The sequence below is a fragment of the Anaerostipes sp. PC18 genome (assembly GCF_039789045.1).
Taxonomy (GTDB): Bacteria; Bacillota; Clostridia; order Lachnospirales; family Lachnospiraceae; genus Anaerostipes; species Anaerostipes hominis.
The window spans coordinates 3394643-3411970 of record NZ_CP121164.1; the positions used below are offsets into that span (position 1 = coordinate 3394643).

Here is a 17328-nt window from a genome sequence, read left to right on the forward strand (position 1 = left end):
CTCTACACCCCTGCCTCTTCTGCTGATTCATTTTTATCTGCCTGACGGTCTAAGTAAGCTACGATTTCCTTGTTTTTTAATTTAAATACTGCAAACATTGCCGCATAAACTGCCACCGCGATGGCGATGAATACCGGATTTCCGGAAAGGAACGCGAGGAATACGAAACCAAGCATCGGTTTTCCAAGAATGTTAAAGCTGGTGATCATAGCTGCTCCTGCCGGAATGGCAAAGCCTGCAGCCATGGCTACCTGTGTGAACAGCGGCGCTGTGTAGGTACACATCAAAAGCCCTAAACTGAACCAGATGGTTCCTGCCACAAGAATCTTTGACATATTTCCTTTATACACGGCTACCAGACCCTGTACCATGTATGGAATTGCCAGCAGATCCACGACCGGCAGCACCTGGTTGCCCGGAAGAATGGTGGAAACCACGATCATGATCGGGATCAGGAGAAGTCCGCTTGTAAGAGTCGCAGGTTCTCCGTATCCTACCGCGTCATTGACTGCAATGTACCATTCTCTGTCTCCCGCTTTTCCCATAAATCTTCGTGCGGCCTCTGTGATCGGCGCAAACGCCTGGGCAAACATACTGGCGATCTTAGGGAAGAGGGCCATGACAGCACTCGTTGCAATGGCAGCTTCTAAGATATCACCCCATCCAGCAATCGTTCCGAGCTTATTTACGCTTCCAAGTATTCCGATAAACATTCCAAGGAAAAATCCAAGTGTCATCGGCTCACCGAGGAAACCAATTTTCTTTTCTATGGATTTCGGGTTCAGCTTTAATTTATTGAATCCGAGTTTATTTAAGATCGGGTCAAACAAGATGGCAAAAATAGCCGGTTCCACGTTGTGCATGGCGATGATCGTACAATTCGGATAGTTATAATACTTGGACCACCGCTTTGCCACCAGCTCGGATATGAGCAGGCTGTACAGATTCAAGAGAATCATACATGCGATTCCGAGGAAAAAATTATGGGTCTTGAAAATAACCATGGCACCCCAGACAATATAGGAATAGTTATTCCAAAGGTCAGACGGCTGAAAAATATTTGTCCACTTCACAAGGAACAGGATCGTCTGCAGCAAAATACCCAGGCCTAAATAAATCATTCCCGCACTGGTGGCAAAGGCAACTACTGATGTTGCCTGCCAGCCCACATCGAATGTATTTAAGTTGACTCCCGTGATACCTGCCATAACCTGGGACATATTTTTAACCATCGGTGTGATGATCGGTGTAAATGCTCCGAGAATCAGCGTAAATCCCATCAGGGATACTCCTGCATAGAGCGCCGATAAAAATGCTTTTTGAACTTTTACTTTAAATATTAATGCAATGATAAAAATAATAAATGGTACGATGATAGCCGACCCGAAGTTGTCAATGATTGCTTTCAATGTTGTAAGAATTGCTTCCATATGTATTTCCTCCGTTTTACTCTCTTTTTACTTTCCGACAGACTTCAGTGCCTCCACAATCTGATCAAAAAATTCCTCCTCTCCCATACCGGTAATGCATGCGAAAGCATTGACTGTCGGGATGCCGTAATCCCCGTCCGGAAGCGGACTGGTATGGGCAAGGATATGAAATCTACCTGACTGTGCTAAATTTAAAGCCTCGGTAGGTCTTGCCTCCGTGGTGGATACAGAGTATCCTCTCTCTCCTAATTTTTCTTTCAGCTTTGCTGCTACCATGGATGAAGTTACGGTTCCTGATCCGCAAACGGATAAAATATTTACAACTGACATAATATATCTCCTTTCGGTTTTCCCTGTTTAGGAAAGTGACTGTTCTTTGTCTTTAATTATTTGGATCACGTCCTGTTTCGCCTTGCATTCAGTCAACCCTCTCAATGTCTCTGGATCCTGCAGTACCTGCAGTATTTTTTGTAAAAATACGAGATGTTCCTCTGGATCGTCCACGGCGAGCATAAAGATGAGCCTTGCCATGACAACTTCATCTGTGGTGCCCATCTGATAAAACTTCACAGGCTTTTTTAACACTCCGATAGCCACGGCGCCCTTATACACATGGCTTTTGTCCGTATGCGGTATGGCGATCCCGATTCCTGCCATATTAACTCCTGTAGGAAAATCCTTTTCTCTTGCCTTCAGAGCGTCAATATAGGAATCCTTACAATAGCCTTCTTTTATCAATGTCTTACCCAGACGTTCAAAGACTTCCCCGGAGCTTTCGGCATCCAGGCCTGTGAGCACCAGTTCTTCTTTTAAATCTTCCCAAATCATGTTGAATTACCTCATTTCATATTCATATCGTTTGATCGCGTTATAGACTTCTTCCCCGCTCCCTGCATCCCGTATCTCATCTCTGAACTTCTGGTTATGGAACAGGTTCACCAGATGGAACATAGCCTTTAAGTGGGTTTCCTTGTTGATAGCACTTAAACAGCAGACCCATTCAACCGGGTCAAATTCAGGCTTGCCGAACACTACCGGCTCTGCCAGTCTGATCAGGCTCATACCCACCTTCTTAGCCCCCGCATTTAAGGCTTCATGGGGAAGGGCGAAGCCCGGCGCCACCAGAATATAAGGGCCGTTCTTTTCCACGTTCTCAATCATAGAGCTTATATACCGCTCCTCGATGCAGCCGTTTCTAAGAAGATACTGCGCAGACTGCCTGACAGCTTCCTGCCAGCTTTCACAGCTTACATTTAACCTGACTGCCTCGCTGGGAAGCATAGCTAAAAGCGGCATGCTCACTTCCTTGTGGCAAAACTCATTTACAACCTCTTCAATTTGAAATACCATCTGTTCCGGGGGCGTATCCGCGGCAAGGATCTCCTTGATCCGCTTCATGTGCACAGCCTCCGGCTTCTCTTTTACCTTTGGCCTGCTGATGGCTTTATGGCTTCCCTTCAGCCGTGAAAGCTTTTTTCCCACATTGATACAGTCCTCATCATTTAACAACGGGTCCACTTGGATGTATTCCATATCGGTATCCAGCGCTACTGTGGAAAGGATCACATCCGCCTCGTTTATGTCTGCGTTTTTCAGGTCATGTGCCGGTATGATGTCCGCCACGTCGAAATTAAAATACTTCTTCAGCCTGGCCAGCAGAAGCTGGGATGTTCCGATGCCGCCGTTGCACACAAGGATCACGGAATAACGCTCCGTAGAGTTTTTGTTCCGTTCCATGGCAGCACAGATATGCACTACAATGTACGAGATTTCCACCTCATTCAGCTTCCGTCCGATATATTCTTCCAAAACAGATACGTTATTCTGCACTGCTTCCTGAATCTTCGGATAACGCTCCAATACTTCTGTCACAACTGAATTTACCGTGTTATCCTGGATAGCCGATGAAAACATGGATTCCAGATGGTTGATCAGATTTTCATAGAAAATATAATCCCCCTGTAAATTCAGGTCGATGTCAATGGACACATGTTCAATGAAGGTTCTTGTGATCACCTGCATCTTTACGATTTCCTGGTTGCTGGTCGTTTTTTTGATATAACGCATCTCATTTAATATTCTGCCGAGAAACTTAATCTCCTCCTCCATAACCTCAATCCCTGCAAAATCACTGAGCTGTTTTAAGATGTAACCAGCCATCTCGTATTTGCTGTTCTTCTTGCTGTCCTGCTCCGCATACTTTTTTAGTCTCATGCGGTACAGGCTTAACACCAGGAAGTATTTCAGGTTTGTAAAAGAGGTATCTGTGAGAAACCTTCCTGAGAAATGTTCCGCCAGATTAATCACCTTTTCCATAGTCTTCAGATCTTCCATGTCCACCCGGCACTCTTCTTTCAGAGAACGGATGAGCCTCTCAAAGACCGGTGCCTCCCGGTAGACAGATTCGTTGCTCTTTATCATGGATAACAACAGCAGCCTTTTATTTTTTTCCTCACCTTCCAGTATCAATCCTTTGTTGGAATGGGAAACAACATACAGCTTATGTTTCTTAAAAAATGCCTTCAGTCCGTCCAGGTCCTGGACCACTGTGGACCGGCTCACATACATGCAGTCCGCCAGATTCGAAAGGGTCCGATAGTCCCTTTCACAGATTAATAAAGTTGCCATAAACATCTTTCTTTCATGTTTCTCCAGCTTATAGGAGTAAAAGTCATCTTGGAAAAGGTACTGCCTGGCTCTTTCCATGTCTTTTCCTGTCTCAATGACTCCCTGTTTTCCGAGACTTACGCCGGATAGTTTGTTCTTATTTAGAAATTCATTAATCTGCTCCAAATCATTCCTGATGGTCCTTGTGGATACTTTGAACTGCTCCGCAAGCTCTTTCATATATGCCGCCTGCCCATATTCTTTTTTCTGAATCAGAGTAGATAAGATTACCCGAGATCTCTTGTTCATATTCATCACCTCATCTATGTTTTGAGTATATCATTCCAACCCTTTTAAAAACAGTTTGAGGTATTTCATCTTTTGTGAAAAGAAATGTCACCCGTACATTTTCTTTCACAAAAAATGAAACAAAAAGAGCAGGGTATATGGTTTTATACATACCTTGCTCTTTTCGCAGTCTCTAAATTATAAACCTGCTTTAGCGGTATTGCCGCAATACAGGACCTTTTATTTGTTGAGTGGTTTTCTTGTGACGGACATAATCAGCATACCGATCACGGCCCCGATGGCTACTGCGGCCAGATACATCCAGCGATTTGTTACAACGCCTAAAACAAACAGTCCGCCGTGAGGTGCCGGAAGCCCACACTTAAATGCCATAGACAATGCTCCTGCTGCCGCAGATCCTATGATACACGGAGGCAGGATATGGATCGGATCCCCAGCCGCAAATGGAATCGCTCCCTCTGTGATGAAGGACAACCCCATGACGTAGTTGACAATACCTGATTTGCGCTCACTCTCTGTAAAGCGGTTTTTAAAGAATGTGGTGCACAGTGCGATGGCCAATGGAGGAACCATACCTCCGGCCATGACTGCTGCCATGATCGCATACTGTTCCGGTCCCGCATTTGCAACCGTAAGCTGTGCTGTTCCGAACACATAGGCCGCTTTGTTAAACGGTCCGCCCATATCCACAGACATCATTCCGCCCAGCACTGCCCCTAATAAAATAGAACTTGTGCCGCTCATGGAGGATAAGAAGTTGTTAAGGCCCGTATTGATGGCTCCCATGATCGGGTTGATAGCGATCATCACAACACCCATCACTAAAATCCCGCACACAGGATAGAGGAGGATCGGCTTAAGCCCTTCCAGAGCGTTTGGAAGCTTATTAAAGATCTTCTTTAACAGGACAACAATATATCCGGCCAGGAAACCTGCCAGCAGTGCACCGAGGAAACCTGAGCTTACCGGTTTTGCCTCTGCAAAATTCATTACATTGCCAAAGGTATAGCCGGCATTGGCCAGTGCGCCGCCCACAAAACCTACCGCTAATCCCGGGCGGTCCGCAATGCTCATGGCGATGAAGCCGGCCAGTACAGGCAGCATGAATCCGAATGCCTGCTCACCGATGGTCTTTAAGACCGCCGCGAGCTCCGTGTTCTTTCCGAAGTTGTTTGGATCAATGGCCTGGTTATCAAATAGGAATGCCAGTGCGATCAGGATACCTCCGCCGATAACAAAGGGAAGCATATGGGACACACCGTTCATCAGATGCTTATAAATGGTTCTTCCGATGCCTTCTCCCTCTTCGTTGGCTGTATCACCCTCAGCGGCTCCGCTGTGGTGGTAGACAGGGGCTTTTTCATCGAGGATGGTCTGGATCAGTTCTTCCGGCTTATGGATGCCGTCAGCGACCTTTGTCTGAAGCACCTGTTTTCCGTCAAAACGTGCCATCTCTACATTTTTATCCGCCGCAACGATGATACCGTCGCAGTGCTCGATCTCTTCCTTTGTGAGAACATTCTTTGCCCCGCCGGAGCCGTTTGTCTCGGCCTTTAAGGCAATGCCCATTTCCTTGGCCTTGTTTTCCAATGCTTCTGCGGCCATAAATGTATGTGCGATACCTGTCGGGCAGGCAGTGACCGCCAATACCCTGAACCCGTCCTTTTTCTCTTCCCGGACATCAGGCTCCGCCTTATCTTCTTTTGCCTCTTCAGGAAACTTTGCCGTCTCCTTCTCGTCGATATACTTTAAAAACTCTTCCTTTGTGCTGGCATTAATCAATTTGTCCAGAAATGCCGGATCCATTAAAATCGTTGAAAGTCTTGCAAGAGCCTCCAAGTGTACATCACTTCCCTCTGCCGGGGCGGCGATCATAAAAAATACCTTGGTAGGTTCCCCGTCCATAGAGTCGTAGTCAACTCCGTCCGGCACTGTCATAGCCGCAAGACCTGCTTTTTTTACTGCTGCGTTCTTTGAATGGGGAATGGCGATTCCTCCTCCGATCCCGGTGGTGCTCATTTCCTCTCTTGCGAGGATCCCTTTTTTATACTCTTCCCTGTCAGATAGATTGCCTGTCTTATCCATAAGTCCGGTCAGACGGTCTATGGCATCCTCTTTTGAGTCGACCGAAACCCCAAGTTCGATCCCTTCTGTCTTCAATAATTCTGTAATACGCATGTAATCACTCCTTTTCATCAATATCCCTCACACATTAAGTCATATATCAGTCAGCAGAAAGTCAATTATAATTGCTCATATAATTCCATGATCTTTTCTTTTGTTGCAAGATCCTCAGAAAATGCGCTGGCGCTTCCTGTTGCGATCCCCATCTTTAAGGCCTCTTCATAATCTCCGTTTTTCAGATAACCGGTCAGGAAGCCTGCAACCATGGAATCCCCTGCTCCCACTGAGTTCTTCACTTCTCCTTTTGGACAAGGTGAGATGTGCACATCACCCTTTTCCGTGATCAGGATCGCTCCGTCTCCCGCCATGGAGATCAGTACATTTCTCGCACCCTTCTCCTGAAGCTTCTTTCCATACTCAATGATCTCTTCATTATTCTTCAGTTCTACCCCGAACATTTCTCCCAGTTCATGATTATTCGGTTTGATCAGGAACGGATGGTATTTCAGAACGTTTAATAACAGATCTTTTGTAGCATCCACGACAATTTGGATCTTTCTGCCCTGAAGCCTTTCCATAATCTTTTCATATACATCTTCAGGAAGAGTGTTCGGAATACTTCCGGCCAAGACCAGAATATCTCCGTCTTTTAATGTATCCAGCTTCTGATACATCATTTCCAGCTCATCTTCATGGATATCCGGTCCCTGCCCATTGATTTCGCTCTCCTCATTTGACTTGATCTTGACGTTGATCCTTGTCATGCCTTCTCTGAGGCGGATAAAGTCCGGCTTAAATCCCAGCTGTTTTGCCCCTGTCTCAATGGCATCTCCCGTAAAACCTGCAATAAATCCGAATCCCACACTGTCGATTCCTAAATTGGCAAGTACATTTGATACATTGATCCCTTTACCGCCGCAGTACATATCTTCCTTTTTGGTCCGATTTACCTTCCCAAGAGTGAGATCATCCACCTTGATGACATAATCGATTGCCGGATTAAATGTTACTGTGTAAATCATTCTAATACCTCCTTGATAGCTGCATATTTTAAAAAGCTTGGTTCCTTAAGTTTCCCTGTGACTATGACTGCCTGATCCAGCTCGGCCACGCAGACTGCCGAAATCCTGCCAAATTTAGATTCATCCGCTAAGATATAGGCATCCAGACAATGACTAAGAGCTGTTTTTTTTACCAATGCTTCGGTTACATCCGGTGTTGTAAAACCGGTTTTTTTCGAAATCCCGTTGATTCCAAAAAATCCTTTCGTAAAGTTATACTTTCTAAGACTTTCCAAAGCTTCTTCTCCGACTACCGCTTCAGTTACCGCACGAAGTTCTCCTCCGATCAAATATACCCTAAAACCATTGTCCATGAGTTTTTTTGCATGCATAATTCCATTGGTGACATAAGAGGCTTTTTTCTCTGTAAGAAAATCAATCATCATCTCTGTGGTTGTTCCGGCATCCAGATAAATAAAGTCGTCCGGCCTGATGATCTCTGCACAGTATTGTGCGATCCGGCGTTTTTCATCCACATTTTTCAAAGATTTCTTCGCAACTGTTTCTTCTACGCCAAATCCTGCATCAATAGAAGTGGCTCCTCCGTGAACCTTATGAAGCAGACCTTTTTTATCCAGAGCCGCCAGGTCTCTTCGGACCGTTGACTCAGATATCCCGATCTGTTTTACCAGTTCCTGCACTGTGACTGACTGGTTTTTCCGTATTATCTCTAAAATCCTCCGAAACCGTTCATCTGGCAGCATGAAATCACCTCTTTTTCTTTTATTATAGCACCATTTCATTCAAAGTCAATCAATATCATGCATTTTCAGTCATTCAAATTTTTCAAAGGCCAGCATGATAAGCTCCTTTTAAGAAATAAAAAACAGCAGATATATAAAAATCTGCTGTTTTTTATGATTATAAAGTATTTATCTGTTTTTATCCTTGATGACAGCCTTGCTTCCAAGATATGTTGCCAGCATATATCCTCCGTAAATTACAAGGATAGCGCCTCCCGAAGCCAGTATGCCGTTGAAAGCATTTACATTTCCCAATGTTGAGATAACATTGCTGGCAACCTTCACACCGATATAGGAGTGTACGAGAGCGAGGCTCAGCGGAACCATGAAGTAAATAACAATCTGTGCCAGCATTGCATGATTGATCATTCGTTCATCCGCTCCTATCTTTCTCAGCAGATTATACCTTTCCACGTTATCTGAATTTTCACTGAGCTGCTGCAGTGCCAGAACGGCAGCACATGTAATCAGGAAGACGGCTCCTATATAAATAGCAATGTAGGTAATCACGGTGCTCAGTCCCGCGCTCTGTTCGATCATCTCTACCTTATAGATTGCTGTGTGATACGGCGCTTTATTTCTTTCCTCCATTGTTTTATTCGGATACACACTTTCCATAAGTTTACTTAGTTTATGGGTATTTTCTTCTGCATCGCCTTTTAACTGACAGTTGTACACAACTGTATGCACAGGGATCTTTTTTGCAACATCGTCAGGAACGATCAAAGTTCCCATGTCCATTGGCAGAGCAGATGCAGAATAATAGGTGCTGTCGATCATAGAACTTTTTGCAGTTAGAGCTTTGCCGCCCATTTTGATCTCTACCCTATCTTTACATACGTCTTCCCACAGCTTCCTCATATTTTCAAAATTACAGTTTACTGCGTATTCATCCGACTTCAGACTGATCGTCTGTTTCCCCTGCTTTCTCATTGCTTCATTGTAGTCTGATAAACCTATAATTTCAGGTGATGACTTTTCCATCGATGCTTTTACACCTTTAGGATAATCTACAAGTTTATCACGGCCGTTTAAAAATATCTTAAATTTAAGTTTTTCGTAGAGCCTTGTGGAAATCATACATGATTTATCAACAAATTTGTTCATATCGATTCCTTTTGACTCAAACTCTTTTCTCATGTCTGTCTTTACTTCAGAGTTCTTTTCATCTTCCGGGAAGTATTTAACATAAGATACATCATATGGTGTTGCCTTCTTCATATCTCTGCCCATTGTCGTTGCCAGTCCGGCCCCGGTAGAAAATACACCGATTGCCACTAAGAGCATCAGACAGAGCAGTGTCATAGACACGAAGGTTGTAGTAATCTTTGAATTGATCTGTCTTAAAATAAACATATTAAGCTTCCGGTAATAAAACTTCTTGTTTGTTTTCAAAATTCTTAAAAAGAATCCGGAAAGAGACAGGAAAAACAAAAATGTCCCAATCGTACCAAATATAATACTCATCCAGAACTGATCGTCTGTCTGCATCATGCCGTTTTCCCGGATACAGTGATATGCAAATCCGATGCAGACCACAGAAATCAAAAACAATACAACAGAAACTCCCAGTTTCTTAACTTTTAAAGCTTCATTTTTTTTGTTCGCTGTTAAAAGTTCAATGACCTTTACCTTGGATATACTGAACGTATTAAAGATCATAACAATCAGAAAAATAACTGCAAAATAAATGATCGTCTTTATAAATGCTTCTCCGGAAAATACAAAAGTAAATTCCTTCATCTCTACCATAAACATTTTTGCAGTTACCGCAGCCAGTCCCTGAGATAAAAATACTCCGGCCAAAAGTCCTGCTGCCAGTGCAAACACTCCAATGAACAACGTTTCAATGATCAGTACTTTAGAAACCTGGCGTTTATCCATTCCCAGACACAGGTAAAGTCCAAGCTCTTTCTTCCGCCTTTTGATCAAAAACCTGTTGGCATAGATCACAAGAAATCCAAGAATCACTGCAATAAACACAGATAAAGAACTGATTGCCATCTGAAGCATTTCAATGATACTTTTCTGTGACTCATTAATTTTAAGCATCGCTTCCTGACTGCCAATAGAGTTAAATACATAAAACAGGCAGACACCGAATGTCAGTGTCAAAAAATATACCGTAAAATCTTTCATGCTCTTTTTTACATTTCCAAATGCTAATTTAGAATACATTGGTACTGTCACCTCCAAGCAATGTCACCACTTCAATGATGCGGTCAAAAAACTCTTTTCTGGAATCCCTGCCTCTCACAAGTTCATTAAAAATCTTACCGTCCTTGATAAACAGAATCCGCTTACAGTAGCTTGCCGTAAACGCATCGTGAGTTACCATGAGAATCGTGGCATGAAGTTCCGCGTTCATAGTTTCCATACTGTCTAAAAGCATTCTTGCAGACTTGCTGTCCAGTGCTCCGGTGGGCTCATCGGCCAGGATCAGGGTCGGGTCGGTCACCATAGCCCTTGCACTTGCCACTCTCTGCTTCTGTCCTCCGGAAAGCTGATACGGATACTTGGACAGTTCTTTTGTTATCATTAATTTTTCTGCGATTGATTTTACCCTGTCATCAATTTCTTTGGCCGGAGTTTTCATAATTGTCAGAGCCAGCGCTATATTTTCATAAGCAGTCAGTGTATCCAGCAAGTTGAAATCCTGAAAAATAAATCCCAGCTGTTCCCTCCGGAACTTGGAAAGATGTTTTCCTTTAAGTTTTGTAACATCCATTCCGTCGATATAAATGTGTCCTGATGTTACACGGTCGATTGTGGAAATACAGTTTAGAAGTGTGGTTTTTCCGCTTCCGGAAGCTCCCATAATACCGATATATTCACCCTTTTCCACGTCAAAGCTGATACCGTCCACGGCCTTTGTCACATTTCCTTTGTTTCCATAATATTTTTCCATATTTTGAACTTGCAATACTGTTTTCATATCCCAATTCTCCTTTGCTTTCTTTATGTTATCCTTACTATATCACTGTCTGTGCACTCTATCCATCGAACTTCCTTACAGCAAGCTTACACTTTTGTCACTTTCTATTTTGATTGTAATTTAAAAAGCTATCCTCTATACTGATACTATAACCAAGAAAAACGGAGGTAAAGCTATGTATTTAAAAAATGAAGATGTAAAGTATGAGAGCGTAGAAAATGCACGGGGAGGCAAAGGAACGATCCGGAAGACTGCTTTTCTTACAAATGAAGAGATGAAAGACAGCAGTCGTCTGTTCGGCAAGATCATCATCCCTCCGGGATGTTCCTTCGGATACCATGTCCACGAGAATGAAGGAGAAGCCTATCATATTTTAGCCGGAAAAGGCATGTACAATGACAACGGTACCGAATATGAAGTTAATGAAGGGGATACTACATACACTATGAGCGGATGCGGTCACGGCATTGAAAATATCGGTGACACAGACTTAGAAATCATTGCCTTAATATTGTTAGACAAGTAAAAAATTTAGAAAAATCTTCTTGAATGATATTTTTTTCATAGACCAACCATACTAATTGTATCTCAATAAGGAGGTTGATGTCATGAAAAAGAAAAAAGAGCTGACCAATGAAGAGATCGACGAAAATATTTTTGACATGTGTTCTACCTGTTCTACTACCGACTGCACCGGACTGATTCCTGCAAAACCAGTATCCGATGCGGAGATGGAATCCTATGAACAGCTGTATCCATTCCGTCCGCCGGTAATGAATATCGAAGACTGTCCAAATACAGACGAACATGATCCTGAATAAAATAAAACCGCTGACATCCACGTGTGCAGCGGTTTTGTTTTACATAGAGGTTGGGTATTTTGACCCTGGTATCTTACATATAAACAAATGAATTTTTTGGAAATGTTATTTTTATCTGTGTTCCTTCTCCTTCTTTTGACCGGACAGCAAATCCAATCCCAAGCTTATCTGAGAGCTTTTTGCAAAGATACAATCCCATTCCCGTGGATTTGGCATACTTCCTTCCTGTGGTCCCTGTATAACCCTTTTCCATGACTCTCGGAAGATCTTTCCCTGATATTCCGATACCGTTATCCTTTATAAAAAGCTGTACCTGTTCCTTTTCGTCCACTGCCGTAAACTGAATTTCAGGATGATCTTTGCGGTACTTTACTGCATTGATCAGCACCTGCTTTAAAATAAATGACATCCATTTTTCATCTGTATAAACATCATAATACAGATTTTCAAGGCTTACCTTTACCTTTGACTGGATCAGAATCTTTGAGTTACTGCGGATCAGTTCCTGAACCATAGAATTAAGATTCATACGTTTTACAATATAGTCCTTCTCTACTCCGTTGCTTCTGGAATAATACAGTGCCTGTTCAAGATAGTATTCCACTTCCTCCAGTTCTTCGCTGATATTTTTTGTTACCTCAGACGGATTATTTTCTATCATCAGCCTGGAAGCGGCGATGGGAGTCTTCACTTCATGAATCCACATTTCTACATACTCTCTGTAATCCTGGGCAGAGATCTTATACTCTGCCACCTCATCGCTCATAGATTTATTGGTCTGCGACAGACAGTCATAAAATATTTTCCCCTCTGTAAAATCGGGCCTGTCAAGAAGCTCTGGCAGCATGAATTTTTTATCTAAGGAATCCATACTTTCCAGTGCCGTCTCATAAAAACGTTTTTTCTTAAAATATTCATTTCCCAGTGCAAGAACCATAAGAATAAAGTACAGGCAAAGCAGGTAAATAATAGCAAAGGTTGTGGCGTGGAACAGATTCAGCATCCATACAAGAAAAGCCAAATAAAATATTTGAAGTCCGAAAAATAATGACTTATCTCTTAAATATGCCCTGAAGCTCATACAAGATACCCCTGCCCTCTCTTTGTGACAATATAATCGGCAAGCCCGATGGAATCCAGTTTCTTTCTGAGCCTGTTGATATTTACCGTCAGTGTGTTGTCATCCACAAATTCATTGGACTGCCACAGTTCTTCCATCAGATTATCTCTGGATACGATCTCCTCTTTATGCTTCATAAGTACAGACAGTATCTTCAATTCATTTTTGCTCAGTTCTATCTGCTCTTCTCCGTGGCATGCCGTACTGTTTGACAAATTAATCAAAAGTCCTTTATGGGTGATCTGCCAGTCTTCTTTCACATGCTTTGTGCGCTTGAGCAGAGAAGATATCCGGGCCACAAGAATCTGCGTATTATATGGCTTAGAAATAAAATCATCGGCTCCCAGATTCATGCTCATGAGCTCGTCCATCTCGCTGTCTCTGCTTGTGACGACGATGATCGGGACATCCGATTTTTCTCTGACCGCACGGCATATATAATATCCGTCGTACACAGGAAGATTGATATCCAGAAGGACCAGGTCAGCCCCTTCCTTCAAGATATCTTCCACTATATTTTCAAAGTTATTGAGTGCTTTTGTCTCATAATCATATCTTCCCAGAAACTCACAGAGTTCTTTTTGGATCTTCTGATTATCTTCCACTAAAATAATCTTTGCTTTTTCCATATAAAATCCTTTACTGAATGACTTTCATTCCGCCCATATAAGGCTGAAGTGCCTCCGGTATCTTCACACTGCCGTCTGCCTGAAGATTATTCTCCAAAAATGCAATCAGCATCCGAGGCGGCGCAACGACCGTGTTGTTCAATGTATGCGCGAAGTACTTGCCGTCTTCTCCATTAACACGGATCTTTAATCTCCGTGCCTGTGCATCTCCGAGATTAGAACAGCTTCCCACCTCAAAGTATTTTTTCTGGCGCGGAGACCATGCCTCTACATCTACTGATTTTACTTTGAGATCAGCCAGATCTCCGGAACAGCACTCTAATGTCCGGACCGGGATATCCAGAGATCGGAACAAATCTACAGTGTTTTTCCACAATTTTTCGTACCAGTCCATACTTTCTTCCGGTTTACATACAACGATCATTTCCTGTTTTTCAAACTGATGGATTCTGTAAACTCCCCTCTCTTCCAGTCCATGAGCTCCTTTTTCCTTTCGGAAACATGGAGAATAACTTGTCAGAGTCTTTGGAAGTTCTTCTTCCCGGATCATTGTATCAATAAATTTACCAATCATGGAGTGTTCGCTCGTTCCAATCAGATACAGGTCTTCTCCTTCGATCTTATACATCATGGCATCCATCTCGTCAAAACTCATGACACCGGTCACTACATTGCTTCTGATCATAAACGGCGGCACACAATAAGTAAACCCTCTATTGATCATAAAATCACGGGCATAAGATATGACTGCGGAATGAAGCCTCGCAATATCTCCCATCAAATAATAAAATCCCTGGCCTGCCACTTTTCTTGCGCTGTCGAGATCAATACCGCTGAATTTTTCCATAATTTCCGTGTGATAAGGAATCTCAAAGTCAGGAACAACCGGCTCTCCGAATTTCTCGATCTCTACATTTTCACTGTCATCTTTTCCAATCGGCACTGAAGGATCAATGATATTCGGAATTGTCATCATGATTTTTAAGATTTTTTCTTCTACTTCTTTTTCTTCCTCTGTCAGTTCCTCAATCCTGCCGGCCTGATTTGACACTTCCTGTTTCAGCTGTTCCGCTTCTTCCTTTTTTCCCTGTGCCATCAATCCGCCAATCTGTTTGGAAATCTTATTCCTGTTGGCTCTCAGAGACTGTACTTCCTGTTTGATCTCCCTGTTTTTTTCATCTAATTCTAAAACTTCATCTACCAGAGGCAGTTTACGGTCCTGGAACTTATTTTTAATGTTCTGTTTTACTGCTTCCGGGTTTTCTCTCACAAATTTAATATCTAACATGACTTCCTCCTGATATATTTATTTATTCATACAATCTTCCAACACAATCTGCTCTTCCTTTGAAAGCGCCACCTCTGAACGGCCCTCTTTAATTTCTTTTACATACATATAACTTCCGTAGCGGTTGCTCATGGCATTCAATACGATTCCATTGTTCCTGTGATCCAAAAGTGCAATCGCGAAACTCGTCTCTCCGCCCATCTCTTTAAATGCATTATATTTTAAAACCTGCATTTTGGAATATGATAATTGAAGCTTATCTTTCAGTCTTCCCATTTCTTCATCAAGTATTTTATGATTCTCTTCAATTCTTTCCAATTCATCAAAATGTTTTACAAAAGTCTTTTCAAGGGACTTTCCATTTTCCCCCTTCATAAACATGCGGTACTTCTTTTTTAAGCTGCTGGTCTTCACCAACAAAACAACAATCAGCAGTAATGCCAGGGCACATACGCCGGCCAAACCACATAAAATATAAAATAAGTCAATCCCAAAAATTGTAATACCTGTTGTCATTTTATTCCTCCTATAACGTTCTCAGCATATCTACTAAACGGTCCAGTTCTTCTTTTGAGTAATACTCTATCTCAATCTTTCCTTTGTTATTTCGATTCTTTATATTCACTTTACTGCCGAGTGCCTGTTTCAAGGATTCTTCTATATTGGCAAACAGATATTCCTGAATTTTATCCTCCTCTTTAGGAGTTTCCTTCTTTTTCTTTGACATTTGTTTTACAAGCTTTTCAATCTCTCTGACACTGAGTTTTTCATCGAAAACTTTCATCGCAGTCTCATACTGCTGATCGGGATCATCGATTGCCAGAAGCGCACGGGCATGCCCCGTAGTGATCATTTCTTCCGACAGCAAATTTTGGACTCTCTGATCCAGCTTTAAAAGTCTCAGTGAATTCGTGATGGCAACACGGCTTTTTGAAACTTTGGCTGCCACCTGGTCCTGCTTCAGCGAGAATTCTTCCATAAGCCTTTTGTAGGCCAACGCTTCTTCGATAGGATTTAAATCTTCTCTTTGAATATTTTCGATCAGTGCAATTTCTACTATTTCATTTTCTGCATAATCTCTGATTAGTACCGGCACTTCCTTTAAGCCCGCCAGTTTGGCCGCTCTCCATCTTCTCTCTCCCGCAATAATCTCATAAAATTTTTCGTGTTTTTTTACGATTAGCGGCTGAAGAATTCCATACTGCTTGATCGAATCTGCCAGCTCCTGAAGAGAGTCTTCATCGAACTGTCTCCTGGGCTGATCTGGATTTGGTTCTACTTTCAGTATCGGTACCATAATCTCCGATTTTATCTGCTCCTCTTTTTTTAAAATCTTCTCTGATTCGGCATCTTTGGCGGGAGCACTTGGTATCAGTGTATTCAATCCCCGTCCCAATCCTGTTTTCTTTTTCGTCGTCATTCCTCTTTTCCTCCGTTTGCAATTACCTCTTCTGCCAACATCTGATAGCTCTCTGCACCGACTGATTTAGGATCATACAGATTAATTGGAAGTCCATGGCTAGGTGCCTCTGCCAAACGCACATTTCTCGGAATAATTGTCTTATAAATATTTTGGTTCAAATATGATTTTACATTTTCCACAACTTGCAGCGATAAATTCGTTCTGGCATCATACATGGTAAATACCGCTCCCTCAATTTCCAAATCAGGATTGAGACTCTTTTGTATCAATTCAATGGTATACATTAACTGGGTCAATCCGTCCAGAGCATAAAATTCACATTGAATCGGTACAATTACGGTATCCGCAGCCGTCATAGCATTAACTGTGAGCATTCCCAGGGCAGGCGGACAGTCTATGATAATAAACTCATAGTTTTCCACAGTCGGCTGAAGTTTCTCTTTTAGTATGTACTGCATCCGATCCACAGTCATCAGTTCAATTTCTGCCCCTGCCAGATTACGGTTAGCCGGAGCCAGCGACAAATTTTCAAAAACTTCAGGACAAATACATTCATCAAATGTAATTTCATCTGAAATCACTTCATAAACTGTATGTTCTAATTTGTTTTTGTCCAAGCCCAGACCGGTTGTTGTATTTCCCTGAGGGTCCATATCTATGATGAGTGTCTTTTTTCCTGCAGCAGCCAGGGCAGCAGAAAGATTCACCGCCGTCGTTGTTTTTCCGACGCCGCCCTTTTGGTTAGCAATTGCGATAATTCTTCCCATATTATATATTCTCCTTTTAAAAAATATTATATCACTTACAACTTTTCATTTCCATATGTTTCACGTAAAAC

At 42.5% G+C, this 17328-nt stretch carries 17 protein-coding genes; 2 read left to right on the plus strand and 15 right to left on the minus strand.

Going from position 1 to position 17328, the window contains the following annotated elements:
* Positions 1–2 precede the first annotated feature (2 nt).
* The 9 genes from P8F77_RS18155 to P8F77_RS18195 form a co-directional block, all read right to left on the minus strand.
* Positions 3–1430: a PTS transporter subunit IIC gene (locus tag P8F77_RS18155; protein WP_287519394.1), complete on the minus strand. Its 1428-nt coding sequence runs from the start codon at positions 1428–1430 to the stop codon at positions 3–5.
* 27 nt (positions 1431–1457) lie between these two features.
* Complete coding sequence (locus tag P8F77_RS18160; RefSeq protein ID WP_024729080.1) at positions 1458–1760, minus strand: PTS sugar transporter subunit IIB; 303 nt, start codon at positions 1758–1760, stop codon at positions 1458–1460.
* 27 nt (positions 1761–1787) lie between these two features.
* Positions 1788–2258: a PTS sugar transporter subunit IIA gene (locus P8F77_RS18165; protein ID WP_287519392.1), complete on the minus strand. Its 471-nt coding sequence runs from the start codon at positions 2256–2258 to the stop codon at positions 1788–1790.
* 6 nt (positions 2259–2264) lie between these two features.
* Positions 2265–4346, minus strand: a complete 2082-nt coding sequence (locus tag P8F77_RS18170) for a BglG family transcription antiterminator (RefSeq protein ID WP_024729078.1) — start codon at positions 4344–4346, stop codon at positions 2265–2267.
* Between the two features lie 219 nt (positions 4347–4565).
* The gene (locus P8F77_RS18175) at positions 4566–6524 is read right to left on the minus strand and encodes a fructose-specific PTS transporter subunit EIIC (RefSeq protein ID WP_024729077.1); all 1959 of its coding nucleotides are present in this window, start codon (positions 6522–6524) and stop codon (positions 4566–4568) included.
* Positions 6525–6589: 65 nt separating this feature from the next.
* The gene (pfkB, locus tag P8F77_RS18180) at positions 6590–7492 is read right to left on the minus strand and encodes a 1-phosphofructokinase (RefSeq protein WP_024729076.1); all 903 of its coding nucleotides are present in this window, start codon (positions 7490–7492) and stop codon (positions 6590–6592) included.
* Positions 7489–8235, minus strand: a complete 747-nt coding sequence (locus P8F77_RS18185; RefSeq protein WP_024729075.1) for a DeoR/GlpR family DNA-binding transcription regulator — start codon at positions 8233–8235, stop codon at positions 7489–7491. The genes pfkB and P8F77_RS18185 overlap by 4 nt, the downstream gene beginning before the upstream one ends.
* A gap of 168 nt (positions 8236–8403) precedes the next feature.
* Entirely contained in the window at positions 8404–10452 is a 2049-nt protein-coding gene (locus P8F77_RS18190) for an ABC transporter permease (protein ID WP_270431307.1), read from the minus strand.
* Entirely contained in the window at positions 10442–11209 is a 768-nt protein-coding gene (locus tag P8F77_RS18195; RefSeq protein ID WP_148459823.1) for an ABC transporter ATP-binding protein, read from the minus strand. The genes P8F77_RS18190 and P8F77_RS18195 overlap by 11 nt, the downstream gene beginning before the upstream one ends.
* Before the next feature lie 175 nt (positions 11210–11384).
* Here P8F77_RS18195 and P8F77_RS18200 point away from each other — a divergent pair, with 175 nt between their 5' ends.
* A complete protein-coding gene (locus P8F77_RS18200; protein ID WP_024729072.1) occupies positions 11385–11735 on the plus strand; it encodes a cupin domain-containing protein in 351 nt (116 codons plus the stop codon).
* A gap of 82 nt (positions 11736–11817) precedes the next feature.
* Positions 11818–12030 (plus strand): hypothetical protein, encoded by a 213-nt coding sequence (locus tag P8F77_RS18205; protein ID WP_024729071.1) that lies wholly within the window; start codon positions 11818–11820, stop codon positions 12028–12030.
* 73 nt (positions 12031–12103) lie between these two features.
* Here the strand turns inward: P8F77_RS18205 and P8F77_RS18210 are convergent, their stop codons facing one another.
* The 6 genes from P8F77_RS18210 to P8F77_RS18235 are packed head-to-tail and all read right to left on the minus strand — an operon-like array spanning position 12104 to position 17257.
* Positions 12104–13111 carry a sensor histidine kinase gene (locus P8F77_RS18210; protein ID WP_024729070.1) on the minus strand — a complete coding sequence of 336 codons (1008 nt, stop codon included), beginning with the start codon at positions 13109–13111 and terminating at the stop codon, positions 12104–12106.
* On the minus strand, positions 13108–13779 hold the full coding sequence (locus tag P8F77_RS18215; protein WP_024729069.1) for a response regulator transcription factor: 672 nt from the start codon (positions 13777–13779) through the stop codon (positions 13108–13110). The genes P8F77_RS18210 and P8F77_RS18215 overlap by 4 nt, the downstream gene beginning before the upstream one ends.
* Positions 13780–13789: 10 nt before the next feature.
* Positions 13790–15067: a serine--tRNA ligase gene (gene serS / locus P8F77_RS18220; protein WP_024729068.1), complete on the minus strand. Its 1278-nt coding sequence runs from the start codon at positions 15065–15067 to the stop codon at positions 13790–13792.
* A gap of 18 nt (positions 15068–15085) precedes the next feature.
* On the minus strand, positions 15086–15583 hold the full coding sequence (locus tag P8F77_RS18225; RefSeq protein ID WP_024729067.1) for a DUF4446 family protein: 498 nt from the start codon (positions 15581–15583) through the stop codon (positions 15086–15088).
* Between the two features lie 10 nt (positions 15584–15593).
* Entirely contained in the window at positions 15594–16487 is an 894-nt protein-coding gene (locus tag P8F77_RS18230) for a ParB/RepB/Spo0J family partition protein (protein WP_024729066.1), read from the minus strand.
* Complete coding sequence (locus P8F77_RS18235) at positions 16484–17257, minus strand: AAA family ATPase (RefSeq protein ID WP_024729065.1); 774 nt, start codon at positions 17255–17257, stop codon at positions 16484–16486. Before P8F77_RS18235 ends, P8F77_RS18230 begins: the two co-directional genes overlap by 4 nt.
* Positions 17258–17328: the final 71 nt, after the last annotated feature.